Source organism: Agromyces sp. NSFZ, from assembly GCF_056156205.1.
In genome coordinates, this window is the sequence record NZ_CM149585.1 from 1,188,336 (window position 1) to 1,213,641 (window position 25,306).

Here is a 25,306-nt window from a genome sequence, read left to right on the forward strand (position 1 = left end):
CGCATGATCGCCGCGTCGCCTGAGCGGTGCGCCGCCTGTCGGCGAGCCCGCCTGAGCGGTGCGCCGCGATCTGGAGCCGCCTGATCGGTGCGCCGCCTGTCGGCGAGCCCGCCTGAGCGGTGCGCCGCGATCTGGAGCCGCCTGATCGGGCGCGCTGCCTGATCGGCGCGGCCGGCCTGGAGTCGTGCCCATGTACCGCTGCGGCGGCCGTGAGAACGGCCGCCGCAGCGCAGACGGCGAGGGTCAGGGTGCGACGAGACCGTTGATCGCCACCCGCTCGAGCGTGGGCGACACGGTCGACGTACCCGTGAACGTCGCACGGTACTGGATGTACCGCGAGTTGCCCGGGATGTCGGCTCCGGCCTCCACCGTCGTGAACGCGGTCCACGTGCCGTCGGGCGTGGCCGTGTTGCCGGTGCGGACCTGGATCACGACCGACGTCCCGCCGGGTGCCTGGGCGGTCACGTCGAGCGTCTGCCAGTCCGACGACGAACCCGCGTCGAGCACCCGGGACGTGAAGACCCCCGACCTCGGCGTGCCGGTCATCGACGCGGAGTCGACCGTCAGGTTCGCCCCGCCCGCGGCGTAGTCACTGAACACAGTGCCCATGCTGCCGGTGATCGCCACGTTCTGCGTGTGCCGCACGGTGCCGTCGACCGAGAACACGATCCGGTCGGCCAGCCAATCGATGCGGTACGTGTGAGCGGAGCCCACGAGGCCAGTGCCCAGTGACACATCCGCTACCGCGCCGTTGTTGCTGGTGCGTGCGTACAGCGTGTTCGTGGTGCCGCTGGTGCTGAAGATCGCCCATCGGGAGGAGCCCGAGAGGTCGGCCGCGAGTCCGCCGTGCTGGTTCGCCGCCGCCCCGAAGGTCGCGACGAACTCCACGGTGCTGCCCGGCCACGTCTGCTCGGTCGTCTTCAGGAGGCCGCCGTTGACCGCGACCTTGCCGCCCGAGACGACCGAGCCGCCGGAGCCGCCGCTCCAGAGGGTGCTCGTCCACCCGGTGGGCACCGTGCTGCCGTCGAACGGCGTGGCGACCGAGGGGAGCGCCGGCGTGAGCCGCATCCAGCGCAGGACGAGCGCGCCCGCACCCGAGGTGTAGTCGCTCGCCATCGGACGCATCGAGCCGCCCACCGTGGCCGCCGTGTGCACGAGGGCGCCGTCGACGTAGAAGCGGACGCTCGAGCCCCACTCGATCCGGAACACGTGCTCGGAGCCGATGTACTGCGAGCCGAGCGCGACGTCGACGATCGCGCCGCCGGCGTTCCGGGTGCGGGCCAGCAGCACGCCGCTGGTCTCGTACGTGCCGAACATCGCCCACGACTCGCCGGCGGCGTTGAGGGTGTCGGCTAAGCCCGCGTTCTGGTACTTCGCGCCCGTGAACGTCGCCGTGAACTCGACGGCTCGGCCCGCGCCGCCCGTCGCAGAGGTCCGCAGCCACGAGCCGTCGACCGTGGCGGTGCCGCCGGGGAAGGTCGTCGACCCGCCCGTCCAGCTGCCGGTCTGCCAGCCCGAAGGCACGCCGGTGCCCTCGAACTCGGCTCCCGCGAGCGGCGGAAGCACGACCTCGCCGCCTGCGGAGTTGGCGACGTACGTGAGGCTGCCGGGCGTGCCCGCACCGAACTGCGACGCCGAGGTGTCCTCGAGCACCGTGGCCACCGCGGAGGTGGTCGTGAACGACCAGGTCACGGTCGACCCGAGGGCATTGCCGGAGCCATCGGTGACGCTCCCCGCCACCGTCACCGTGTAGGTCGTGCCCGGTGCGAGGTTCGCGTTCGGGTTGAGCGTCGCCACCGCCCCTGCGACCGACCGCGTCGCCGGCACGTCGGTGCCGGCACCCTGCGCTCGGAGCGTGTAGGTCGCAGCCGTGACGGTCGCCGCGGCCACCGGCTCGCTGAACGTCACCGTCACGTCCGCGTCGACGGCCACGCCGGTGGCATCCGGTGCCGGAGTCCTGCCGACGACGGTGGGAGCCGTGGTGTCAGGGGTCGGCGTGGTGAACTGCGCCGTCGACGACGTCGCCGTGTTGCCCGCCGCATCCGTCGACACCAATCGGAAGGAGTACTGCGTCGCCGGAGCGAGCCCCGCGAGGTCGATGGTGTGCGAGGTGCCGAGCGTCGAGACCTCGGCGACCGAGTCGAGCGCACCGGGGGAGGTGCCGTACTCGACGCGACCCGTGGCCTGCTCGTCGGTGGTCCAGGTGATCCTCGCGGTGGTCGGCGCGATCATCTGCGAGGCGACCGCGGAGATCGTCGGCGGAGTCGTGTCGGGCGCAGGCGGGCGCGGGGAGTAGGGCAGGTTCACCGACGCCAGCGCGGGCGTGATCGCCCCGTTCGCGGTGGTGAACCGCGCCCGGTACTGGAGATAGCGGCCCGAGACGGGCATGTCCTGACCGGCGGCGACTGCTGCGAACGCCGTCCAGCTGCCGTCTGGCGTCGCCGTGTCGCCGCCGCGCACGTCGAGGGCCAGGGTCGAACCCGCGGGCACCTGCGCCGAATAGCTCAGCACGCCCCAGTCGGCGGTCGTGCCGGCATCGTGCACGCGTGACAGGAAGGATCCGCTGGTGGCATACGGCGTCACGTGCATCCACTTCAGCTTGAGGTTGCCGCCGGCCGCCGTGTAGTCGCTCGCGAGCGCGCGCATCGTTCCGCTGACCGTCGCCGCGGTGTGGACGAGGACGCCGTCGATGTAATAGCGCACGGAGGTGTCCCACTCGATGCGGAACAGGTGCTCGGCACCGATGTACTGGGTGCCGAGTGACACGTCGGCGGTCGCGCCGTTCGCAGTGTGCGTGCGCGCCCGCAGCACGCCGGTGGTCTCGTTGGTGCCGAACATGGCCCACGATTCGGCGGCGCTGTTCAGCGTGACCCCGAAGCCGGCGTTCTGGTTGGTGGAGCCGCTGAAGGTGCCGACGAACTCCACCGCGCGGCCGGAGCCGACGAGGGTCGTGCTGCGCAACCACGAGCCGTCGACGGTGGCAGTGCCGCCCGAGAAGCTCGTCGTGCCACCGGTCCAGACGCCGGTCGACCAGCCGCTCGGCACGGTCGATCCCTCGAACTCGGATCCCACGACGGGAGCAAGGGTCACCTCGCCGCCCGAGGCGTTCGCGACGTACGTGCCGAGGCCCGGGGTGCCCGCACCGAAGTGCGCGAACGAGGAGTCGCTCGCCGCGGCGGACGGCGTGGTGAACGACGCACTCGGCGTGGTCGCTGCAGGCCACTGGCCGGTGTTCCCGAACGCGTCGGCCGACACGACGCGGTAGTAGTACGTCGTGCCGGGGGTGAGGCCGGTGAGCTGGATGCGGTGCGAGGTCGTCTGGGAACCCGCCTGCACCGACGACGTCAGGGCGTTCGGCGACGTGCCGAACTCGACGCGCGAGGATGCCGGTTCGTTCGTCGTCCAGGTGACGTCGGCCGTCGTCGCGCCGGTGGCCGCGGCACCCGCCTTGGAGATCGAGGGCGCCGTCGTGTCGACGCCGTACGTCGCCGAGTAGTTCCCGTCGACGGCGGCGAACACCGCGTAGCTCACGCCCTTGATGACCTTCGTCTGGAACGACACCGTCGCACCGCCGCGGGAGAGGGACTGGAGCGTTCCGGTGCTGCCGTGCGTGGGCAGCATCGCCTGGAGTCCGGTCGCGCCCTCGCCGGCCTTGACGGTGAACGTCATCGTGTCCCCGTTGCGGGCGAGGTTCGAGAACGATGAGGCGTTGCGCCCGTCGGTCCATTCGAGCAGCTGCTCCGCGGTGATGACCGGCACGCTCCTGCCCTGGGCGGCGGTGAGCACGGCGTCGTGATACGACGCGGCGTTCTTGCCGTCGGTGTGGAGGTTCGCGACGAACGCACCGTAGTAGCCGTTGTCGATCGCTCCGTCCATGAGCGCGATCGCGGTCGACGGGTACGCCTGGCCCGACTCGTCGGTCAGCTGCGTCGCCGCCTGGTAGACGTCGACGAGCCGGCCGTCGAGTGTGAGGAATCGCTGCGCCATGCCCGATCCGGTGAACATGCCGGGACGCGAGCCGGCCCACGAGCCCGGCCAGTAGTAGTAGTTCGCGTCGAGGTGGATGCCGGCCTTCTCCTCCTCCTCGGGGACGGTCGTGTAGTCCACCCAGAACACGCAGTCGTTGCGACTCGTCGTCGGCGTCGTGATGCTCGGGTAGTGCCGGCCGAGCGCGGCGAGCTGCTCGGTCAGCAGCGCGGCGAACTGGGCTCGGTTCGGCGTGCCGCACCCGGAGTTCGGGTGCAGGGCGATCTCCAAGCCCTGCTGCTCGTACGTGCGGGCCTGGGCGTCGGAGAGCTCCGGATAGTCGACGAACATATACGAGGTCGACCGGACGCAGTCCCAGAAGGCGACGTAGCAGCCCGCGGTGCTGCGCGAGAGCTCGGTCGAGAACCGGGTGGGCACCGAACCGCCGTTGTGCTCATCGGCCGTCATGACGATCGTGGCGACCTCGCCGCGCGGCAGGTACCAGAATCGCGGAACCGGCAGCACGTCGCGGGTGGTCTCGGTGACGAGGTTCGCCAGCAGGCGCTGCTGCTCGTCGGCCTGGGGGATCGCGACCTTCGACAGGTCGATGTAGTCGCTGTAGAACAGGTCGTCGCTTCGGATGGGGGAGATCCCGTCGCGCTCCTGTCCGATCCAGGCCGGGTTGCCCTGACGGGTGTACACGATCGAACGCGCCAGGTCGAAGGTGAAGGCGGCCGCGCTTCCACCCGCGGTGCCGACGCTTCGGAGTGTCACCGCCGGGAACTCGGTCGCGTCCGTGGCGGTGCCGTACAGCTGCGCCACCACCTGCGTGCCCGCGTCACGCGGGCGATACAGGTCGGCCGTACCGTGGAACTGCATGGTCGCGCCCTCGATGCCCTCGCCGGGCTTCCTCGAGGTGTCGATCTTGAGGTATCCCTCCGCGAGCGTGCCGCCGGCCGGCGCGAGCCCGAGGAGGTCGGCGAGGGAGGCCGACGGGCGCATGGCGATGAGGTTGCCGCCGCCGTTCACCCAGGCGGTCAGCGACGCGACCTGATCGGCCGTCAACGCGGTCTCGCCGAGCACGAGCGTGTCGTACGGCGCGAGCGCCGATGCGCTGAAGGATGAGGTCGTGCGCACCGTGAACAGGTTGAGGCCCTCACCGCGCATCATCTCGGGGAGGTAGGCCCCGAACTGGCTCGTCCCCTTCACGATCAGGACGGGACCGCCGGGACCGATGTTCGGGTTCGCGCGCGCCCCGCTGCGTGCGATCGTGGCGAACGTCCACGAGTAGGCCTCGATCAACGGGTTCCCCGCGGCATCCTTCACGCCGCTCGTGCCGCCCGCGATCGTGACGGTGTACTCGGCGCTGTACGCGAGGGCGTTCACCGGATCGAAGACGGCCGAATGGGTGGCCGCGTCGTAGGTGATGACCGCACTGACGAGATTCCCTGCCGCATCACGGAGTTGCACGGTGGTGCCGGTGATGGTGGCCGGCGCCATGGGCTCGCTGAAGATGGCGGCGATGTTCCCCTCGATGCCGAAGTCGGCGGCGTCGCGAACGGGCCAGGTCGCGGTCACGCTCGGCGGCGTGGTGTCGGGTCCCGCGGTCTGGAATCCCCACGTGAAGTCGGCCTGGAGTGGGATGCCGGTGGCATCGCGTACTCCGCTCGCACCGCCCTTGACCGTGACGGTGTGCGGCGTCGCCAGGGCGAGGGGCTGGTTCGGATCGATGACCGCCGACGTCGAGGCGGCGTCGTAGGCGACGTTCGCGGGCACGAGGTTGCCGCCGGCGTCGCGGAGCTCGATCGTCGCGGACGTGACGGAGGCCGGGTCCATCGCCTCGCTGAAGCCGACGGTCAGGTTCGCATCGGCTGCGGCACCCGTCGAATCCGCGGCGGGCGAGGTGCTGCTCACCGTGGGCGCCGTCGTATTCACGCCGTCGGTGAGGAAGCCCCAGGCGTAGTCGGCGGCGAGCCGGTTGCCCGCGGCGTCGGCGACACCGGCTGCGCCGCCCGTGATGATGGCGGTGTAGCGGGTTCCCGCGGCGAGGGGTGCGCTCGGGTCGAGCACGGCCCGGCGGTCGATGGCGTTGTACGTCACCTCAGCCGGCACGGTGTTGCCCGCGGGGTCCCGCAGGCGGAACGTCGACGCGGTCACGGTCGCCGGGTCGATCGCCTCGCTGAAGGTCGCCGTGATGTCCGCGTCGGCATTCACCGACGCCGCATCGGGGCCCGGCGTGGTCGCGCTGACGGTGGGCGCGGTCGTGTCCTGCGGCACGTTCGACGTGAAGAGCACGTCGACGAGGTAGTTGCCCGACTCCCAGGAGTTCCGCGGGAAGATCCCGCCGCTGCCGTACATGTACACGCCGTTCGGCCCGTCGGCGCCATCACGGAGCGCGTGCAGCGGCGGCCGGTCGACCCCGGCGCTCGCGAAGGGCGTTCCCAGCGCGTAGTGGCCGGTGTTCGTGTGGTACGACGCGACGTAGGTGACGCCCGCCTGGATCGTCACCGGAGACGAGAAGACCGCCTCCTGCCAACCGGTCGCGGATTCGCCGGCGAAGGTCACGATCGCGAGCGGCTGCCCGGTCGCCGACCAGAGGGTTCCGGTGTGGGCGCCGGTGTTGCCGGCCGTCTTGTAGTAGCGGATGCCGAGGAGCTGGCCCGCGACGTCGGAGCGGAACTTCACGCCCACCTCGACGGCCGAGGTGTCCCCACCGTCGGTTCCCGTGACGGTCTGGTCGAAGATCGACGTGCACGTCAAGCCGGCCGGACACGCCGTCGGAGGCGTGCCGAGCGAGACGACGCCGCTCAGGTTGGCGCTGTCGTCGGCGGCGCGCACGCGGATCGCGGGTGTGCCCGCGAGGGCGGTGAACGTGTAGCTCCAGCTCTCCCGGCCGGTGGCGCGACGCCACGTCGAGCCGCCGTCGGTCGACACCTCGACCGTTCCGACGACGCCCCCTCCGGCATCGGTCGCCGTGCCGGAGACCGTGCGCGTCCCTGGCCCCGTGACGCTGGACGCCGAGGACGTGATGACGACGCTCGGCGGCGTGGTGTCGGTCGATGCCGGCGTGGCGACGAGTCCGGACTGGACCGTTCCCGGTTGTGCGCCCATGTCGGCGAGCACGTTCATCGTCGCCTGCTGCACGTTGCGGTTCTCGGTGTCGCCCGGGTCGGGCATGAAGGCGCCGTGGTCGTGCTCGCCGTCGAGACCCCACGTCCACTGCACGGTTCCGGCGCCGAAGACCAGGGCGCCGCTCGACGCCCGGTACAGGCTCAGGTGATGCCGCTCGGAATCGATGGTCGTGCTCGAGAGCAGCACCCGCCCGGGCGGATACCAGCTCGCGTAGCTCGCCTGCTCGGGATTCCACTCGTACCCGATGGTTCCGTTCGGGAGCGTGACCGTTCCCGAGGGGGAGAGATTCGCGACATCCGTGTTCCGCCAGAACCGCTGCTTGGCGAACTCGCCAGGGACCTTCATCGACGTGGTGCCGCTGCGCCAGCTGAGCTGGCCGGTGAGCATGTTCTCGGGCTCGCCGACGACCAGGTTGGAGGTCGACGACTGCGGCGACTCCCGCCAGAGGCCGGTCCAGGTGTCGCTCGGATCGCAGGCGTAGTCCCCGTAGCAGCGCTGGTGCTCGGACGCCGCCGCCCCGGCGGAGCCCTCCTTGTAGACCGCCATGGTCCGGTGGTCGTCGGGTGTCGGGTCCTGGCCCGAGTCCTCCATGCGGATCTTCCAGTACACTTCGTTGCCGCTGAAGAAGGCGAGGTCGACGCCGGAGTCGCGCGCGGCCTCCACGGCGTCTCGCTGCTCCTGCGACCAGTACTCGTCATGGCCGACCGAGAGGAACGCCTGGTGCTCGAGGAGCTCGGCAGGCCGGATGGCGGTGTCGATGCCGCTCGAGTAGCTCACGTCGTACCCGTTGCGCTCGAGCCAGCGGATCATGGGGTACTCGGCGTTGAAGAGCCAGTTCTCCCGTTCGACCCCGCGAGTCGTGAAGGGGCGGTTGTAGCTCACCTTCTGGGCGTTCACCCCGGTGGATCCGCTGTCGTACGTGTTGTAGCCGCCGTAGGGGTTGTACGCCTGCCACGTGGTGTCGGAGGTCTGGAACAGCAGCTCCGAGTTTCCGTCGTCGTCGCGCACGACGAACGGGATGTGGCTCGCCCCGCCGTTGTCAGCCCTCGTCGGCCTCGCGATGTAGAGGCCGGATGTCGCGTCGGCGGGCACGTTCCACGTGGCGGACACGCTCCAGTTGCCGCAGTCCACGAGGTTGTCGTCGGTCGACCCGTCGATGACGGCGCAGTTGGGCTGCTGCCGCTCCGTGGTCGCGGAGGTGTCGATCGTCGCGACCTTGCGGGCTCCGTTGCCTTGGTACCAGCCCAGTCGGTAGATGTCGATGCGATAGTCGGCCGCGTCGGTGTCGATCTTGAACTCGACGGTCTCGCCCTGGTTCGCGCTGATCTTCGTCGTGAACCCCTGGATGCTCTCGTCGCCTACATCGTCGACGTCCCACTCGGAGGCGGGCGAGCCGGGCAGGCTGTTCTCCGCGGTGATCTCGTTGTCGGCCGCCTGCGCGGCCGCGGCGGGAAGCACGGCGAAGGGCACCGGCACGAGCAGCAGTGCCGTGACGAGTGAGGCGATGACGGACCGAGGGCGGGGGTGAACCCGGTCCTGAGATCGACGAGGCATTACGGTGGTTCTCTTCTCAGGACAGGGGGGAAGACTCTCAGGACAGGGGGGAAGACGACGGTGACTTCTGTCAGTTTAGGAAACCTATCCCACCTCGGATGCCCCCACTCAGGGGGTACCGTCGGATACATGCTCCGTTGGCAGTGCTCATGAGGAACGGATGATGCCCCAGCCCATCGAGTCGTACGCCGTCATCGGCGACTGCCGAACCGCGGCGCTGGTGGGCCTCGACGGCGCCATCGACTGGCTCTGCCTGCCCCGCTTCGACGCCCCGTCGGTGTTCGGGGCGCTCCTGGGCGACCCCGACCAGGGCTGCTGGAGCCTCCGGCCGACGGATGCCTCGGCCACGCCCTCCCGGGCCTACACGCCCGACACCTTCACGCTCGTCACCCGCTGGTCGACCGCCGACGGCGAGGTCGAGGTCATCGACCTCATGCCGCAGACGGCCATCGAGGTGGCCGAGGAACGACGAAGCGACGTGATCCGGCGGGTGCGCGGCATCCGGGGTTCCGTGACCATGCGCCAGGAACTGCGCGTGCGCTTCGACTACGCGGCGTCGCTGCCGTGGATGCGGCAGGTGGGCACCGTGGATGCCCCGGCGCTGCTGGCCGTCGCGGGCCCCGACGCCCTCGTCGTCCGCGGCCCGCAGCTTCGCCCGAGCGGCCATCGGCACCTGGGCGAGTTCACGGTCGCCACCGGCGAGACGGTCGACGTGCAGCTGACGTGGTGCCCGGCGCACCTGCCGGTGCCCGAGCCGCTCGACGTCGATGTCGCGATCACGGCGACCGACGCATGGTGGCGGGAGTGGGTCGCCTCGAGCGAGGAACCGGGTGCCTACGACCCGGCCGTGCGGCGCTCGCTGCTCGTGCTGCGGCTCCTCTCGCACGAGGAGACCGGCGGCATCGTGGCGGCCGCGACCTCGAGCCTGCCCGAAGACCTCGGCGGCGCCCGCAACTGGGACTATCGGTACGTGTGGCTCCGCGACGCCGCGCTCACGCTCGAGGCCCTCATGCATCACGGCTACACCCGCGAGGCCGCCGCGTGGCGAGGCTGGCTGCTGCGTGCGATCGCCGGCGACCCCGCCGACGTGCAGATCATGTACGGGCTCGCGGGGGAGCGCCGGCTCACCGAGTGGGAGGTGCCCACGCTGCCGGGGTACGCCGCCAGTGCGCCGGTGCGGGTCGGCAACGCGGCCTCCGAGCAGTACCAGGCCGACATCTTCGGCGAGGTCATGGTCGCGCTCGATGCCGCGCGTCACGTGGGCGTCGACGAGGACGACTTCTCGTGGTCGCTCCAGGTCGCGCTGCTCAGCGAGGCCGAGCGCCAGCTCCAGCGCCCCGACTCCGGCATCTGGGAGATCCGCGGCGCCGAACAGCACTTCACGCACTCGCGCGTCATGCTCTGGGCGGCGTTCGATCGGGGCGTGTGCGCGGTGGAGTCCGATGGATGCCTCGGGCCCACGGGTCGCTGGCGGGACATCCGCGACCGACTCGGCGAGGCGATCGAGCGCGACGGGTTCGACCCGGAGCTCGGCAGCTACGTGCAATTCCCCGGCACGACCGAGGTCGATTCGGCGCTGCTGCAACTGCCGCAGGTGGGATACCTCGCCCACGACGACCCGCGCATCCTCGGCACCGTCGCCCGCATCGAGCAGACCCTGATGCGCGACGGGTTGCTGCGCCGGTATCGCACCGAGAGCGACGTCGACGGCGTGCCCGGCGACGAATGCGAGTTCATCGCCTGCTCCTTCTGGCTCGTCGAGCAGTACGCACACTCGGGCCGGCTCGACGACGCGAAGGCGTTCATGGAGCGCATCCTCGGGTACTGCACCGACCTCGGGCTGCTCGCCGAGCAGGTCGACCCGCGCACCGGTCGCCACGCGGGGAACACGCCGCAGGCGCTGTCGCACCTCGCCCTCGTGCGTGCCGCCGACGCGATCGCGCACGTGAGCGGCACGGCCACCGACGGTGCCCGCCAGAGCCGCGGACGCTGCGCGCGCCGCATGCGCGACTGACGCGGCACCGGGCCGCCCGCAGTGCGAGGCGCGCAGGGCCGCCGGGACCTTCGCCCTTTCCGCCGACCGAACCCGGGTGCACCGTGGGGCAATGGACACCGAGCGCGTGACCGAGGTCGAGACCCCCAACGGAAGGCTCCGCGGACGCCTCGCCGACGGCGTGCACGTGTTCCGCGGCATCCCGTACGCCGCGCCGCCGTTCGGCGCGAACCGGCTGCGGCCGCCGCGGCCGGCCGAGCCGTGGACGGGGGTGCGCGACGCGACCGTGCTCGGACCCGAGCCGCCGCAGGTCACGCCCCCGCGGACGAGTTCAGCCGGCGGCGCGTCGGGGGAGTGGGACGACATCGACGACGCCTTCGCCGAGGTCGAGCGCGCCGCGCCGTCGGAGGAGGTCCTGAACCTCAACCTGTGGACCCCCGACCCCGGGTCGACGGGGTTGCCGGTGATGGTGTGGATCCAGGGCGGCATGTTCGAGTTCAGCTCGACGGCGGCGTACGACGGCAGCCGCTTCGCCCGCGATGGCGTCGTCTGCGTCGTCATCAACTGGCGCCCGGGTGCCGACGGCTTCCTCTTCCTCGACGACGGCATCGCCGATGTCGGCCTGCTCGACCAGGTCGCGGCGCTCGAGTGGGTGCGCGACAACATCGCCGCGTTCGGCGGCGACCCCGCGAACGTCACCGTGTTCGGCGAGTCGGCCGGTGCGATGAGCATCGGCATGCTGCTCGCGATGCCTCGGGCCGAGGCGCTGTTCCGGCGAGCGATCCTCCAGAGCGGTGCGGCGCATCCGGTGACGGATGCCGCGTCCGCACGTCGCATGGCCGGCCATCTCGCCGAGCGGCTCGGCGTGCCGGCCACGCGCGACGCCCTGGCCGACGTGCCCGTCGACCGGTTCATCAGCGCCCAGATGGAACTGAAGGCGGAGCTGTTCGCGAACCCCGATCCAGAACGGTGGGGGCGGGCCGCCGTGTCGGCCGGACCCTGGCTGCCGGTGATCGACGGCGACGTGATCCCCGGTCGGCCGATCGAACGCATCGCCGCCGGTGCGAGCTCGCACGTCGACGTCCTCGCGGGCACCAACGCCGACGACTGGCGCCTCTTCCTCGCGGTGGGCGGACTGCTGCCGCAGATCACCGACGAGATGCTCACCGGACGAATGGACGAGTTCGGCTACCTCTCCCTCGCGGCCTACGACCTGCCGGTCGACGTGGCCCTCACCGCGTATCGGGCGCGGTACCCGCAGGCGACGCCCGGCGAACTGCTCGCGATCGTGCAGACCGACTGGTGGGTGCGGATCCCCGCGATCCGGCTGGCCGAGGCGCATGCCGACGCGGCATCCGGAACCTATGTCTACGAGTTCGCGTGGCCGTCGCCGGGGCTCGGCGCGGTGCACGCGGTCGAGGTCCCGTTCGTCTTCGACACCCTGGGGCCGGATGTCCCGCTGTTCGGCGACCTACTCGGCGAACACGCTCCGCAGTCCCTCGCCGACCTCATGCACGCCGCCTGGGTGTCCTTCGCCACCACCGGCGATCCCGGCTGGCCGAAGTACGACCGTGAGCGCCGTGCGACCATGCGCTTCGACACGGCCTCCGAGGTGGTGGACGATCCACGCCGGTGGGAGCGGGAGCTCTGGAGCGGTGTCCGCTGACCGTGGGCAGCGGCGCCGGGCCGAGGAGCCGGCGTACGTCGTCCGCGCGATACCGAGGGAACGACGGCCCGTGCTCGACCGCCTGGCCGGTGCGAGCCGTCGATTCCAGGTGCATGCGCTCATGGAGCTCGACGTGACCGAGCCCTCCGCGCGCATCGCCGCCGCCGAAGCCCCGGTGACGTGGACCGGGTTCATCATCGCGACGCTCGGTCGTGCGGTGGCCCGACACCCCGAGGTGAACGCGCGGAGGGCCGGCAACCGCATCCTCTTCTTCGACCGCGTCGACCTCGGAGCGACCGTGGAACGGCAGTGGCAGGGCAGGGCGGTGCTCGATGTCGTCACGATCCCCGACGCCGACCGGGCGTCGTGCGCCGAGATCTCCGCACTGCTGCACGACGTCAAGTACGGCCCGGGCGCCTCCGAGCGGCTGCGCGGCGCGACGGCGTGGATCGTGCGACTGCCGGGCCCGTTGCGGCGCGGCGCCATCCGCGCGGCGGCGAGGCGACCCCGCATCGCGGCGACGTTCGGCCCCGCGGTCGGCGTCACCTCGATCGGGATGTTCACGGGCGGATGGGGCTGGGCGATCCCCCTAGCGCCGCTGACCGTGATCGCGACCGTCGGTGCGGTCGTCGAGCGGCCGGTCGTCCACGACGGTCGGATCGTCGCCCGGCCGATGCTGCCGATCACCCTCACCTTCGATCACGCCGTGATCGACGGCGCGCCGGCCGCTCGGTTCACCGAGACGTTCCGCACGCTCGTGGAGACGGCCGCCGCGTTCGCCTGAGACTGAGGCTGAGACGCAGAAGACCCCCTCCACGAAGGAGGGGGTCTTCACGTGGTCGGGGTGACAGGATTTGAACCTGCGACCTCTTCGTCCCGAACGAAGCGCGCTACCAAGCTGCGCCACACCCCGGTGCCCTCACGGGCCTCCACAAGGATAGCCGAAAAAACGCGGCCGGCCGACCACGGCGGAGGCCGCGGCATCCGCCGACGGTGCTACTCCGACGGCACCAGCGTGAGCAGGGTCGCCTCGGGCGGGCATGCGAACCGCACCGGCGCGTAGATCGACGTGCCGAGGCCGGCCGAGACGTTGAGGTATGCGGATCGAAGCCCGTGCCGCCACGTGCTGAGGCCGCTCACCTGGCGACGGGGGATGTCGCAGTTGGTCACGAGCGCACCGTACCCGGGCACGCACACCTGGCCACCGTGCGTGTGGCCGGCCAGCATGAGCTGCGCACCGTGGTTGATGAACGAGTTCAGCACCCGCTGGTACGGCGCGTGCGTGACGCCGACGGTGACCGTGGGGCGTCGAGGCGCAGCGGATGCCGCGTCGGGCCAGTGCTCGTCGCCGAGCGGGTCCTCGGCGCGCAGCTCATCGATCGCGCCGGCGATGAGGTCGAGTCGGTCGTAGCCCTTGTGCGGGTCGTCGACGCCGAAGAACTCGAAGTGCGTGCCCCGCAGGTCGAGGCTCGTCGCCGCGTTGTCGAGGTCGTGCCATCCGAGCTCGGCGAAGTAGGCGTGCAGTGCGCCGATGTCGAGGCGCTTCACGTTGCCACGGTGCCTCGACGGGCCGCCGAAGTACGAGAACGGGTTCTTCAGCACGGGGCCGAAGTAGTCGTTGGAACCGTTGACGAAGACACCCGGCACGCCGCGGAACGCGTCGAACGCGCGTCGCACACCCTCGAGTCCCCGCTCGTGGCCGAGGTTGTCACCCGTGTCGACGATGAGGTCGGGCTCGAGCTCGGCGAGCGAGCGCACCCACTCCTGCTTCTCGCGTTGCCAAGGTGCCATGTGCAGGTCGGAGAGATGCAGGACCCGTACCGGCGCCGCGCCGGCGGGCAGCACGGGCACCGCGACCTGCCGGAGGGTCCACCGCTTCCGCTCGACGAGGCTGCCCCAGGCGAACGCGGCGGCACCCGCCGCGCCGATCGCGAGCGCGATCCGCGCGGCGGGCGTCAGGCCGGAGCCGCTCACCCGTCGCCGGGCGCGCTGTCGCCGCCCGGTCCCCCGCCGCCGATCGCACTGGAGAAGGTGACCGTGACGGTCTCGCCGCGCTTGATGGCGGTGTTCGGCGCCGGGTTCTGGCTCTCGACGACGGCCGTCGGGTCGATGTTGCCCGACGTCTTCATCTTGAGCCCGGCCTGGTCGAGCGCGGCCTTCGCCTGTTGCTGGGTCATGCCGGTGAGGTCGGGAACCGTCGTGCCGTTGCCGTTGCTGGTGAACACGCGGATCGTCGCACCGCGGCCGGCCTGGCCGGACGGGTCGGTGCCCGAGACCGTGCCCGCGGGCAGGTTGGAGTCCTGCTGACCGCCGTCTTCGAAGACGAAGCCCGCGGCTTCGAGCGCCTTCTTGGCCTCGTCGAGGGAGAGGCCGACGACCTGCGGCACGTCGACGAGGACCTGCTTGAAGTAGCTCTGGTCGGGCTGGGGGAAGTCGTCGCCGCCGAACTTGAGGTCGGCGAGCTCCATGAGCGAACTCCAGATGCGGTGTCGCGCGGTCGCGGCGCCACCGCTGTCGAAGCTCAGGTCGCGGAGGTTCGCGTCGCCCACGACGTTGCCGACCCAGACCGCGGTGGCGGCCTTGGTGCTCGCACCCGTCATCCAGGTGTCCTTCGCCCCGTCGGTGGTACCCGTCTTGCCGATGTGGGGGACGCCGGTTCCGGTGTTCGAGGCCGACGCCGTCGCCTGGAAGGGGGTCTGCATCGCGAACGCCATGGCGTGCGCCACCTCGGGCGTCACCGATTGCGTGCAACTGGACGCCGGCGGCGCGATCTCCGTGCCGCTGGCATCGACGATGCGGTCGATCGCGATGGGCGAGCACGTCAGCCCGTTGTTGGCGATGCCGGCGAACGCGGCGGCCATCGCCACCGGCGCCACCTCCTCGGTGCCGAGGATGGCCGACGGGCCGAACACCGCACCTTCGTCGATCGCGCGCGAGCCGTCGGGGTTGTAGACCGGCGTGCCGTCGTCGTTGTAGGCGAATCGCTGGCCGAGGTCGAGACCGTCGGCGCGATACACCCCGAACGCCTGGGCGGTGTCGCGGATGTTGCACAGATCGAGCTGCTGCGCCATGGCCATGAACGCGGTGTTCACCGAGTACTTGGTGGCATCGACCGCATTGTTCGCGTTGGTGGAGTCGTCGTTGCGGGGGTTGTAGCTGCCGCTCCATCCGCCGTAGCACGACGCGGGGAACGAGGTGAACGTACGACGCGACCCGTTGAAGGTCTCGCGCAGGGAGTGGCCCTGCTTGAGCCACTCGGCGAGCGTGAAGACCTTGAAGGTCGAACCCGGCTGCAGGCCGCTCGATCCGCCGTAGTCGAACGACGTGCTGTAGTTCACCGACGTGTACGAGGGATCGGCTGCCGCGACCTCGGGATCTTCGGTGTAGTTCTTGTTCTGCGCCATGGCGAGGATGCGGCCGGTGCCGGGCTGCACGGTGACCGCCACGGAGCCGACGTCGAACCTCGAGTCCACGAACGGCACGTTCTCGGCGATCGCCGCCTCGGCCCTGCCCTGCAGTTCGAGGTCGAGGGTGGTGAAGATCTGGAGGCCGCCCTTCTGCAGGAGCTGGGCGCCCTCGTCGACGTCGGGCGTGGCCGGGTCGTCGAACTGGTTGATGACGACGTTCTTCACGTAGTCGCAGAAGAAGGCACTGCCCCGGGCGGTCTGGCACCCGGTGCTCGGCTCCTTGATCAGCGGAGTCACGGGCGTCGCGACGGCCGCGTCGTGTTCCTCCTGCGTGATCTTCTTCTCCCTCAGCATCTCGCCGAGGATGTAGTCGCGACGCTGCTTGTTGTCGGCGTACGGCACGGCCTGGCCGTCGACGACCGTGTTCACGCCGTTCGTCTCGCTCTCGGGGTAGTCGAGGCGGAACTTCTCGGGGTGGTTCACGATCGCGATGAGGCTCGCCGCCTCGGCGAGCGTGACATCCGCCGCCGCCTTGGCGAAGTAGTACTGCGACGCCGACTCGATGCCGTACACGCGGCCGCCGAATGCGGCGATGTTGAGGTATCCGAGGAGGATCTCGTCCTTCGTGGCCTTCTTCTCGAGGGCGATGGCGTACCGCATCTCCTTCAGCTTGCGCTGAGGCGAGGTCTCGGTGGCCGCGGCGTACGCCGCCTCCTTCTCCTCCTCGGTCTCCGCCTCGCGGATGCCGTTGTTGATGAGCACGTTCTTCACGTACTGCTGCGTGATCGAGGAGCCACCCTGCACGTCCTTGTTCAGCACGTAGGTGTTCACCGCGCCGCGGATGGTGCCCTGGATGTCCACGCCGCCGTGCTCGTAGAACCGGGGGTCCTCACCGGCGATCGCGGCGTCCTTCACGTACTGGCTGATCGACTCCCAGGCGACCTCCTCGCGGTTCTCGTCGAAGAACGACGCGAGCAGGATGGGGGTGCCGTCGGGCTGGGTGGCGTAGATGTCCGTCTTCTCGGAGAGCTCGCCGACGTTGAGGTAGCCGGGGAGGTTCTCGAACATCGAGATCCCGTTGTTGGCGGCCATGCCGGTGACCGCGAGGGCGGGGGTGACCGCGGCCGTGACGAGGATGCCGGCGAGCGCGCTCATGCCGACGAAACCGAGGATGCCGGTGCCGACGTCGCTCATCGTACGATTTTGGGCAGACATATAGTGGAGCCTAACGGAGAAGGCTGGCAAAACCCGCTACGCCGACGGTGCTTCGCGCCTCGGCGCGGGTGCATCCGCCCGCACTCCGGTCCGCCCACATCAGAGACGAGGAACCGCATGCCGGCCTGGGAGTACATCACGACCCCGTTGCTCATCCACAACACCGCCGCCATCCTCAACAACTGGGGCTCGGAGGGGTGGGAGCTCGTGCAGGTCGTGCAGGGCCCCGAGGGCGGGCTCGTCGCCTACCTGAAGCGCCCGAAGGCCGACGAGGCGTCGGCCGCGGCATCCGCGGGCGCCGCCGCAGCGGCGCAGGCCGCAAAGCAGTTCGAGGGCGAGCAGTGATGGCCGCCTACGAGGACCGCCTCGCCGAGCTCGGCATCGAACTCCCCGAGGTCGCGCCGCCCGTCGCGGCATATGTGCCGGCCGTCGTGACCGGCTCGTACGTCTACACATCGGGCCAGCTGCCGTTCGTGTCCGGTGCGCTGCCCGCCACCGGCAAGGTCGGCGACGCGCACGGCCTCGTCCCGGCCGACGACGCCAAGGGCTATGCGCGCACGTGCGTGCTCAACGCGCTCGCCGCCGTGCGCGCCGAGATCGGGTCGCTCGACCGGGTGACCCGCATCGTGAAGCTCGTCGGCTTCGTGGCATCCGACCCGTCGTTCACCGGCCAGCCCGGCGTCGTCAACGGCGCGTCCGAGCTGCTCGGCGAGATCTTCGGCGAGGCCGGTCGGCACGCCCGCTCGGCGGTCGGCGTCGCGGCGCTGCCGCTCGACGCGCCCGTCGAGATCGAGCTCGTCGTCGAGTTCGCGTAGCGCCGCTCGCGCTCTGCGCCACGTCGGCGCCCTCCGCGCCATCACAGCTGGCGCAGCGGGCGCCGAGCTGGCGCGGCGGCCACAGCGGCCGCCGCGCCCGCGCCGCGGTTAGCGCACCTGCGAGCTGATCACCTGCATGATCGACGTGTCGGCGAGCGTCGTGGTGTCGCCGACCTCGCGACCCTCGGCGAGGTCGCGCAGGAGGCGCCGCATGATCTTGCCCGATCGCGTCTTCGGCAGCTCGTTCACGACGAACACCTGACGCGGCCGCGCGATCGCGCCGATCTGCGTGGCCACGTGCTTGCGCAGCACCTCGCTCACGTCCTCGATCGTGGAGACGGCGTCGGCGTGGCTCTGCTTGAGGATGACGAACGCGACGACCGCCTGGCCCGTCGTGTCGTCCGCGGCGCCGACCACGGCGGCCTCGGCCGTCCACGGGTGCGCCACGAGCGACGACTCGATCTCGGCGGTCGAGAGCCGGTGGCCGGACACGTTCATGACGTCGTCGACGCGGCCGAGCAGCCAGATGTCGCCGTCCTCGTCGCGGCGGGCGCCGTCGCCGGCGAAGTACTTGTCGCCGAACTTCTCCCAGTACGTCTCCTTGAACCGCTCGGGGTCGCCCCAGATGCCGCGGAGCATCGCGGGCCACGGCTCGGTGACCACGAGGAGTCCGCCGTTCTCGCCCTCGACCGGGTTGCCGTCGTCGTCGAGGATGTCGATCGAGACGCCGGGGATCGGCACCTGTGCGCTGCCGGGCTTGAGATCGGTGATGCCGGGCAGCGCCGAGATCATGATCGCGCCGGTCTCGGTCTGCCACCACGTGTCGACCACGGGGATGGAGCCGCCGCCGATGACGTGCCGGTACCAGATCCACGCCTCGGGGTTGATCGGCTCGCCGACCGAGCCGAGCAGGCGCAGCGAGCGCAGGTTGAACGCGTGCGGGATCTGCCGGCCCATCTTCATGAACGAGCGGATCGCGGTGGGGGCCGTGTAGAGGATCGAGACCTTGTAGCGCTCGACGATCTCCCACCAGCGACCCGGGTGCGGCGTGTCGGGCGTGCCCTCGTAGAGCACCTGGGTGGCCGCGTTCGCGAGCGGTCCGTAGACCACGTAGGAGTGGCCGGTGATCCAGCCGACGTCGGCGGTGCACCAGTAGACGTCGCGCTCGGGGTGCAGGTCGAACACCGTCTTGTGCGTGAACGCCGCCTGGGTCAGGTAGCCGCCCGAGGTGTGCAGGATCCCCTTCGGCTTCCCGGTGGTGCCCGAGGTGTAGAGGATGAACAGCGGATGCTCCGCGTCGAAGCCCTTGGCGACGTGCTCGTTCGAGGCCTTCGCCACGGTGTCGTGCCACCAGAGGTCGCGGCCGTCGGTCCAGTCGATCTCGTTCTCGCCACGACGCACGACGAGGACGTTGCGCACCGTGTCGCCGTCGGTCTTCGAGAGCGCCTCGTCGACCACGGGCTTGAGCGGGAAGACCTTGCCCTTGCGCCATCCGCCGTCGGCCGTGATGACGAGGGATGCCTCGGCGTCGTCGATGCGGGAGGCGAGGCTGTCCGCGCTGAACCCGCCGAAGACGACCGAGTGGATGGCGCCGATGCGCGCGCAGGCGAGCATCGCGACGATCGCCTCGGGGATCATCGGGAGGTAGATCGCGACCCGGTCCTGCTCGCCGATGCCGAGCTCGGTGAGCACGTTCGCGGCGCGCTTGACCTCGTCGGTGAGCTCGGCGTAGGTGACGTCGCGGCGGTCGCCGGGCTCGCCCTCCCAGTGCAGGGCGACGCGGTCGCCGAGACCCGCCTCGACGTGGCGGTCGAGGCAGTTGACCGCGACGTTGAGCTCGCCGTCGTCGAACCACTTCGCGAACGGGGGGTTCGACCAGTCGAGGGTTCGGGTGAACGGCTTCTCCCACTGGAGGAGTTCGCGGGCCTGGTCGGCCCAGAATCCGAGGCGGTCGGCGCGTGCCGCCTCGTACAGGTGCTCGTCGGCGACGGCTTGGGCGGCGAACTCGGGGCTCGGGCGGAATCGCCTGATCTCCTCGAGCGCGTGATCGATCTGAACGGTCATGATTGTCCGGTCGCTCCTTCGCGATTGGTTCATCGGATGGGTCGCCTGCCCCACCCAGCACCATACCTCGCGCCCGAGGCCCGCCCGTAACGGGTGGGTCACGCTGCGACGCATGCGATTCCACGGGGGTGTCGCGAGGCACTAGTGTGGCGATGCGACACGCTCCTCTGTGTCTTTGCGCAGAGAAAACTGTGTGTCCGCACAAATGAGGACAGAAAATGCTTGCGCATCCTTCCTCAGGCAATACACTGAGTACCGCCCGAACACTCGTTTCGAGGCCTGCAGCGCTCGTGATTCCCCCCAATCCTTGCGCTGCCGAGGCGGCACCTGTTCCCCCCAATGGGTGCCGCCCCCTTACGTTAAGAGGCGTTGCCGTCGCAGCGTCTGCAGGTCGAGTTCTCCTCCACAACGGGGTGGGGGAGGCTCTTACCTCACTTCCAGCCGAGCGGATGCCGCGGCCGACGCGCTGCTGCCTACCGTCGCTGCATGACCATCCCCTTCGTCGCGACCCCCTCGTGGGAGCGAGAGCCTCGGCTCGCCTCGCTGCCGCGCTCCGCCGATGCGACGCGTGACGCCGAGGCGCCGGCGGGTCTCGAGCTCGAGCGCGCGGCGCCCGCCTCCCTCGACGGCCCCGCCGGCGCGCTCGCGCCCGCCTCCCACGTCGGCCCCGCCGACGCGCTCGCGGTGCTCGGTCCGCTCGCGCCGTACGCGGCATCCGGACCGGTGACCGACCTCTTCGTGAACGGAGCAGACGGGCTCTGGGTCGACCGCGGCTCGGGTCCCGAACTCGACGCGGCCTGGCGGGCCGACGAGGCGGAGGTGCGCTCGCTCGCGGTGCGCCTCATCGCGAGGGGCGGGCGTCATATCGACGAGGCGACGCCCGCGGTCGACGTGCGGCTCGGGCGGGGCATCCGCGTCCACGCCGTCCTCCCGCCGGTGTCGACCCGGGGCACCCTGTTGTCGGTGCGCGTGCCGCGGGCGGCGGGCTTCCCGCTGGCCGCCCTCGCGCGGGCCGGCATGATCGATGCCGCGCAGGAGGCGATGCTCCGCGATGCGGTGGCGGCGCGCAGGAACCTCCTCGTGACGGGCGCCGCCGGGTCGGGCAAGACGACGCTCCTCGCCGCGCTCCTCGGCGAGGCATCCGAGCGGGAGCGCATCGTGCTCATCGAGGATGTCGCGGAGCTCACGATCGACCACCCGCACGTCGTCTCCCTCGAGGCCAGGCAGCCGAACCTCGAGGGCGCCGGGCGGCTCGGGCTCGATGCGCTCCTGCGCGAGGCGCTGCGGATGCGTCCCGATCGGCTCGTCGTGGGGGAGTGTCGCGGGGCCGAGCTGCGAGAGCTCCTCGCGGCGCTGAACACCGGACACGACGGCGGCGCGGGCACGCTCCACGCGAACTCGCTCGATGACGTGCCGGCACGGCTCGAGGCGCTCGGCTCCACGGCGGGGCTCAGCGCCGATGCCGTGGCGCGGCAGACGGTGAGCGCCTTCGACCTCGTGCTGCACCTCGAACGCATCGACGGGCGGCGACGGCTCGCGCAGGTCGGCCGGTTCCGGCTCGAGGGCGACCGGCTCGCGGTGGAGCCCGCATGATCGGGCGGATGCCGCCACCGCTCGCCCGGCTCGGCGAACGCGTCGCCGCGCTCCGCCACCGCGGCGACCCGGCCGCAGACGTCGACGCGGTCGCCGCCGTCGCGGAACGCCTCGCGGTGCTGCTCTCGGCCGGCGTCCCGGCGCCCACCGCGTGGACCCACGTCGGCGATCGTCCCGTGCTCGAGGCCGCCGCCGCGGCGGCAGCAGACGGCAGGTCGGTCGCCGAGGCGATCATCGCCGTGACCCGTGGGAGCGCGGCCGCCCCGGGTGCCGGTGCCGGTGCGGCCGCTCCGAGTGCCGGTGCCGGGGCCGCGCCGGATTCGGCCTCGGCCGCGTGGTCGGTCCTGGCGGCCGCATGGGCGGTCGCCGCGGAGTCGGGGGCGCCGCTCGCGACGAGCCTCCGGGACCTCGCCGGCGCGCTCCGCGACGAGGCGCAGCTGCGCCGCGAGGTGCGCACGGCGCTCGCCGGGCCCGTCGCCAGTGCGCGCCTCGTCATGGCCCTCCCGCTCATCGCCGTCGGCTTCGGCGCGCTCGTGGGCTTCGACACCGCGTCGATCCTCCTCGGCAATCCGATCGGCCTGACCTGCCTCGTGCTCGGCGGGCTCCTCCTGTGGGCCGGACGACGCTGGAGCTCGCGTCTCGCTGCGCGGGCCTCCTCCTCCGATGCCGACGCGGGGCTCGAGCTCGAACTGCTCGCCATCGCCATGTCGGGCGGCGCCTCGATCGAGGGTGCGCGCGAGGTCGTGCATCGTGCGCTGCAGGCGTGCGGCATCGCCGAGCGCGATCGTGGGGCATCCGACGCCGTGATCGGGCTCGCGGCCCGCGCGGGCGCGCCGGTCTCCGACCTGCTCCGCGCGGAGGCGTTCCGGCTCCGCCGCGTCGCTCGCGCGGAGGGCGCGGCACGGGCCGCCGCACTCGGCGTGCGGCTGATGCTTCCGCTTGGAGCGTGCGTGCTGCCGGCGTTCGTGCTCCTCGGCGTCGTACCGCTCCTCGTCTCCGTCGTCTCGGTCACCCTCGGCGGTGCCCGATGACGCCGCCAGGCTCGTGCCGCCCACCCGCCGGGACTCCGGCAGAACAGGAAGGAACATCACCATGCAGCATCAGGTCGAGCCACTCCGGCTCGCGTCGCCCGCCTCGAAGCGGGCCGAACTCGACGGGGCGCCTCGTCGGCGGTCGCGGCTCCGACGCACGCTCCACGGAGCAGCGCGGCGCGTCACCGGAGAGCGGGGAGCCGCAACTGCGGAGTACGCCGTGGCGACCATGGCCGCGGTCGGGTTCGCCGGCCTCCTCGTCATCATCCTGCGGGGCGACGAGGTTCGCGGCATCCTCACCGACCTCGTCCGGAATGCGCTCACGGTCGGCTGATCGCGACCGGGGCAGCGTGACGGCGGAATTCGCCGTCGCGCTGCCCGCGATCGCCCTCGTGCTCGCGGCGTGCCTGGCCTCCGTGCAGCTCGTGGGCCAGCACGTGCGTCTCACGGATGCCGCAGCCGACGCGGCTCGGGCGCTCGGTCGCGGCGACTCCGTCGCGGCGGCCGGCGCAGTCGCCGACCGCGTCTCCGGCGGAGCGTCGCTCGCCGTCTCGGAGGACGGGCCGTTCGTGTGCGTCACCCTGCAGGCTTCCGGCCGAGGGCTGCTGTCCGCCGTCGTGCTGCAGGCGGAATCGTGCGCCGTGACGGGTGGACGCTGATGCGGCGAGCTGGCCACGGTCGGTGCGGTGATCCGGGCAACGATCGGGGTGCGGCATCCGTGCTGGCCGTCGGCATCGTCGGCGCCGTCGTCGCGCTCACCGCGCTCGTCGTACCTGCCGCCGCGACCTTCGTCGTGTCGCAGCGAGCGGCGAACGCGGCCGATGCCGCCGCGCTCGCCGCCGCCGATGCGGTCTCGGGGGCCGTGCCCGGGGTCCCGTGCGAGCTGGCCGCGCGGGTCGCCGCGCGCAACGGGGCGACGGTCACCGCCTGCGACGTCGACGGCCCGACGGCGAGCGTGAGGGTCGCCATCGGTGCGCTCGGCATGACCGTCGAAGCCGCCGCGCGAGCGGGGCCGCCCGGATCCGGCTGAGTGCCGCGGTGTGGGGACGGCCACCGAAGGCTTGTGCAGGAGAATGGGCGCTCTGCCGGCCTCAGGAATGACAAGGCCCCCACTTCTCCTGCACGAGCTGACGACTCTCCTGCACGAGCTGACGACGCAGCCGCGGACGCCGGCGCGCGGTAGCCCGCTGGGGTCAGCCGTGCGCGGCGATGTAGTCGATGAGGCGCTGCACGGTCGTCAGGTCGGCGTAGTCGTCTTCGGGCGTGCTGACGCCGGTCGACTGCGCGAGCACCTCGAGCAGTCGAAGGAAGTCGAGGGAGTCGAGTTCGAGGTCCTGACGCAGCCGCGACGAGGCGTCGAGTCCGTCGGTGTCGACGTCGGGTGCGACCTCGTTGATCGCGGCCAGCACGGCGGTGCGGGCATCCTGTTCGTTCACAGCGCCTCCGGTTTCTGCAGCAGCTCGTCGACGCGAGCGAGGAAGCGGCCGCCGCGCAGTCCGTCGCTGGCGCGGTGGTCGGCGGACAGGGTGGCGGTCACCGTCGGGCGCACGCCGATCAGTCCGTCGACCGCACGCGGCTGCTCCATCACGCGGCCGAAGCCGACGAGGGCGACCTGGGGCGGGTAGATGACGCCGAAGACGCTTTCCACGCCGAGGTCGCCGAGGTTCGTCACCGTGATGGTCGGATCGGCCATCTCGGCGCGCTGGAGGCGTCCCGCCCGAGCGCGCGCGACGAGATCGCGGAGCCGCTCCATGAGGTCGTCGAGCGCGAGGGTGTCGGCGTCGTGGATCGCCGGCGCGACGAGGCCGCCGCCGCGTAGTGCCACGGCGACCCCGAGATGCACCGACGCACTCGGCTGGAACGCGCCGTCGACGAAGAACCCGTTGACGTCCGGCACCTCCTTGGCGGCCTTCGCGGCGGCGGCGAGCAGCAGTGCCGCCGGGACGAGTCGCGTGGCGATCGGACGCCCGGCGTTGACGCGCTGCATCCAGTCCATGGCCGCACCGAGGTCGATCGTGGTGCTCAGGTAGTAGTGCGGCACTTCGCGCTTCGAGCGCGCCATCAGTGCGCCGACGGCGCGGCGGAGGCTCGCAACGCGCTCGGCCGCTTCGCCGGCGGTGGTGGCCGCGCGGCGTTCGGCACGCGAGGGTCGGGGCGGTGGCTCCGGAGCGGTGCCGTGGGCCTCGGGCGCCAACGGGGGCGCGGGCGTCTCGGCGGCGTGACGAAGGTCGGCCTCGGTCACGGCGCCGCCGGGTCCGGTGCCGTGCACGACCGCGAGGTCGACGCCGAGTTCGGCCGCGAGCCGCCGCGCGCGTGGGGACGACCGCACCCCACCCCTCGGGGCCGCGGCCGGACGTCCCGCCTCGGGCGCGACACCCGCAGCCGTCGCTCGCCCGGCCGCCGCCTCGATATCGGCGCGCGTGATCGCGCCGTGCCGGCCGCTGCCGCGGAGCTGCTCGACGTCCACGCCGAGCTGGTGCGCGAGATGCCGGATCGGCGGCGTGGCGTGGCCGGCCGGTTCGGGCTCGCCGGCAGGCTCCGCTCGCGCCGGCGCTGCAGCCGTCGAGGCCGGCCCGGCCATCGCGGGCTCCGCCGCCGCCGGCGCAGGGGGGACCACGTCGGCGGGGGTGCCCGTGAGACGGGCGATCGGCGTGCCCACCGGCACCGTCTCGCCGAGTTCGACGAGGAACTCCGCGACGATCCCCTCCTCGAACGACTCGACCTCCATGACGGTCTTCTCGGTGTCGACCTCGGCGATGAGGTCGCCTCGGTGCACGTAGTCGCCGGGCTTCACGAGCCACTCGACGACCTTGCCCCGCTCCATGTCGGCGCCGAGCGACGGCATCCGGAACTCACCCACGGAACTCACC

At 71.4% G+C, this 25,306-nt stretch carries 16 protein-coding genes and 1 tRNA gene; 10 read left to right on the forward strand and 7 right to left on the reverse strand.

Features of this window, described 5'->3' with window-relative positions:
* Positions 1 to 243: 243 nt before the first annotated feature.
* Positions 244 to 8,652, reverse strand: a complete 8,409-nt coding sequence (locus ACVFI9_RS05660) for a N,N-dimethylformamidase beta subunit family domain-containing protein (RefSeq protein ID WP_474765071.1) — start codon at positions 8,650 to 8,652, stop codon at positions 244 to 246.
* 163 nt (positions 8,653 to 8,815) lie between these two features.
* On the opposite strand from ACVFI9_RS05660, the gene ACVFI9_RS05665 reads away from it, so the two are divergent.
* The 3 genes from ACVFI9_RS05665 to ACVFI9_RS05675 all read left to right on the forward strand — a co-directional run bounded on the left by ACVFI9_RS05665 (position 8,816) and on the right by ACVFI9_RS05675 (position 13,095).
* Complete coding sequence (locus tag ACVFI9_RS05665; RefSeq protein WP_474765072.1) at positions 8,816 to 10,666, forward strand: glycoside hydrolase family 15 protein; 1,851 nt, start codon at positions 8,816 to 8,818, stop codon at positions 10,664 to 10,666.
* 91 nt (positions 10,667 to 10,757) lie between these two features.
* Positions 10,758 to 12,311: a carboxylesterase/lipase family protein gene (locus tag ACVFI9_RS05670; RefSeq protein WP_474765073.1), complete on the forward strand. Its 1,554-nt coding sequence runs from the start codon at positions 10,758 to 10,760 to the stop codon at positions 12,309 to 12,311.
* Positions 12,301 to 13,095, forward strand: coding sequence for a 2-oxo acid dehydrogenase subunit E2 (locus ACVFI9_RS05675; RefSeq protein ID WP_474765074.1), 795 nt, complete (start codon positions 12,301 to 12,303; stop codon positions 13,093 to 13,095). The genes ACVFI9_RS05670 and ACVFI9_RS05675 overlap by 11 nt, the downstream gene beginning before the upstream one ends.
* A 52-nt stretch (positions 13,096 to 13,147) precedes the next feature.
* Here the strand turns inward: ACVFI9_RS05675 and ACVFI9_RS05680 are convergent.
* The 3 genes from ACVFI9_RS05680 to ACVFI9_RS05690 all read right to left on the reverse strand — a co-directional run bounded on the left by ACVFI9_RS05680 (position 13,148) and on the right by ACVFI9_RS05690 (position 16,912).
* A tRNA-Pro gene (locus tag ACVFI9_RS05680) sits at positions 13,148 to 13,224 on the reverse strand.
* 83 nt (positions 13,225 to 13,307) lie between these two features.
* Positions 13,308 to 14,285 carry a metallophosphoesterase gene (locus ACVFI9_RS05685; protein ID WP_474765075.1) on the reverse strand — a complete coding sequence of 326 codons (978 nt, stop codon included), beginning with the start codon at positions 14,283 to 14,285 and terminating at the stop codon, positions 13,308 to 13,310.
* Positions 14,282 to 16,912 (reverse strand): transglycosylase domain-containing protein, encoded by a 2,631-nt coding sequence (locus ACVFI9_RS05690; protein WP_474765076.1) that lies wholly within the window; start codon positions 16,910 to 16,912, stop codon positions 14,282 to 14,284. Before ACVFI9_RS05690 ends, ACVFI9_RS05685 begins: the two co-directional genes overlap by 4 nt.
* A 138-nt stretch (positions 16,913 to 17,050) precedes the next feature.
* On the opposite strand from ACVFI9_RS05690, the gene ACVFI9_RS05695 reads away from it, so the two are divergent.
* Positions 17,051 to 17,278 (forward strand): DUF4177 domain-containing protein, encoded by a 228-nt coding sequence (locus ACVFI9_RS05695; protein ID WP_474765077.1) that lies wholly within the window; start codon positions 17,051 to 17,053, stop codon positions 17,276 to 17,278.
* Positions 17,278 to 17,748 (forward strand): RidA family protein, encoded by a 471-nt coding sequence (locus tag ACVFI9_RS05700; RefSeq protein ID WP_474765078.1) that lies wholly within the window; start codon positions 17,278 to 17,280, stop codon positions 17,746 to 17,748. Before ACVFI9_RS05695 ends, ACVFI9_RS05700 begins: the two co-directional genes overlap by 1 nt.
* Before the next feature lie 108 nt (positions 17,749 to 17,856).
* On the opposite strand, the gene acs is transcribed toward ACVFI9_RS05700, so the two are convergent.
* A complete protein-coding gene (gene acs, locus ACVFI9_RS05705; RefSeq protein ID WP_474765079.1) occupies positions 17,857 to 19,812 on the reverse strand; it encodes an acetate--CoA ligase in 1,956 nt (651 codons plus the stop codon).
* 486 nt (positions 19,813 to 20,298) lie between these two features.
* On the opposite strand from acs, the gene ACVFI9_RS05710 reads away from it, so the two are divergent.
* From ACVFI9_RS05710 to ACVFI9_RS05730, 5 genes are all read left to right on the forward strand, one after another.
* Entirely contained in the window at positions 20,299 to 21,405 is a 1,107-nt protein-coding gene (locus ACVFI9_RS05710; RefSeq protein ID WP_474765080.1) for a TadA family conjugal transfer-associated ATPase, read from the forward strand.
* Positions 21,406 to 21,413: 8 nt separating this feature from the next.
* The gene (locus ACVFI9_RS05715; protein WP_474765081.1) at positions 21,414 to 22,436 is read left to right on the forward strand and encodes a type II secretion system F family protein; all 1,023 of its coding nucleotides are present in this window, start codon (positions 21,414 to 21,416) and stop codon (positions 22,434 to 22,436) included.
* 61 nt (positions 22,437 to 22,497) lie between these two features.
* Entirely contained in the window at positions 22,498 to 22,770 is a 273-nt protein-coding gene (locus tag ACVFI9_RS05720) for a DUF4244 domain-containing protein (RefSeq protein WP_474765082.1), read from the forward strand.
* Positions 22,771 to 22,786: 16 nt separating this feature from the next.
* Positions 22,787 to 23,095, forward strand: a complete 309-nt coding sequence (locus ACVFI9_RS05725; RefSeq protein ID WP_474765083.1) for a TadE family type IV pilus minor pilin — start codon at positions 22,787 to 22,789, stop codon at positions 23,093 to 23,095.
* Positions 23,095 to 23,466 carry an Rv3654c family TadE-like protein gene (locus ACVFI9_RS05730; protein WP_474765084.1) on the forward strand — a complete coding sequence of 124 codons (372 nt, stop codon included), beginning with the start codon at positions 23,095 to 23,097 and terminating at the stop codon, positions 23,464 to 23,466. Before ACVFI9_RS05725 ends, ACVFI9_RS05730 begins: the two co-directional genes overlap by 1 nt.
* A gap of 163 nt (positions 23,467 to 23,629) precedes the next feature.
* Here ACVFI9_RS05730 and ACVFI9_RS05735 read toward each other — a convergent pair whose 3' ends face one another.
* Both ACVFI9_RS05735 and ACVFI9_RS05740 read right to left on the reverse strand, forming a co-directional pair.
* On the reverse strand, positions 23,630 to 23,872 hold the full coding sequence (locus ACVFI9_RS05735; RefSeq protein ID WP_474765085.1) for an acyl carrier protein: 243 nt from the start codon (positions 23,870 to 23,872) through the stop codon (positions 23,630 to 23,632).
* Positions 23,869 to 25,296 (reverse strand): dihydrolipoamide acetyltransferase family protein, encoded by a 1,428-nt coding sequence (locus tag ACVFI9_RS05740; RefSeq protein WP_474765086.1) that lies wholly within the window; start codon positions 25,294 to 25,296, stop codon positions 23,869 to 23,871. The genes ACVFI9_RS05735 and ACVFI9_RS05740 overlap by 4 nt, the downstream gene beginning before the upstream one ends.
* Between the last annotated feature and the right edge of the window lie 10 nt (positions 25,297 to 25,306).

What these genes read in the sequence shown, in the direction of transcription:
- ACVFI9_RS05660 (WP_474765071.1), bottom strand. Translation starts at nt 8,652, where the DNA reads ATGCCTCGTCGATCTCAGGACCGGGTTCACCCCCGCCCTCGGTCCGTC.
- ACVFI9_RS05665 (WP_474765072.1), top strand. Translation starts at nt 8,816, where the DNA reads ATGCCCCAGCCCATCGAGTCGTACGCCGTCATCGGCGACTGCCGAACC.
- ACVFI9_RS05670 (WP_474765073.1), top strand. Translation starts at nt 10,758, where the DNA reads ATGGACACCGAGCGCGTGACCGAGGTCGAGACCCCCAACGGAAGGCTC.
- ACVFI9_RS05690 (WP_474765076.1), bottom strand. Translation starts at nt 16,912, where the DNA reads ATGAGCGACGTCGGCACCGGCATCCTCGGTTTCGTCGGCATGAGCGCG.
- ACVFI9_RS05695 (WP_474765077.1), top strand. Translation starts at nt 17,051, where the DNA reads ATGCCGGCCTGGGAGTACATCACGACCCCGTTGCTCATCCACAACACC.
- ACVFI9_RS05700 (WP_474765078.1), top strand. Translation starts at nt 17,278, where the DNA reads ATGGCCGCCTACGAGGACCGCCTCGCCGAGCTCGGCATCGAACTCCCC.
- acs (WP_474765079.1), bottom strand. Translation starts at nt 19,812, where the DNA reads ATGACCGTTCAGATCGATCACGCGCTCGAGGAGATCAGGCGATTCCGC.
- ACVFI9_RS05710 (WP_474765080.1), top strand. Translation starts at nt 20,299, where the DNA reads ATGACCATCCCCTTCGTCGCGACCCCCTCGTGGGAGCGAGAGCCTCGG.
- ACVFI9_RS05715 (WP_474765081.1), top strand. Translation starts at nt 21,414, where the DNA reads ATGCCGCCACCGCTCGCCCGGCTCGGCGAACGCGTCGCCGCGCTCCGC.
- ACVFI9_RS05720 (WP_474765082.1), top strand. Translation starts at nt 22,498, where the DNA reads ATGCAGCATCAGGTCGAGCCACTCCGGCTCGCGTCGCCCGCCTCGAAG.
- ACVFI9_RS05730 (WP_474765084.1), top strand. Translation starts at nt 23,095, where the DNA reads ATGCGGCGAGCTGGCCACGGTCGGTGCGGTGATCCGGGCAACGATCGG.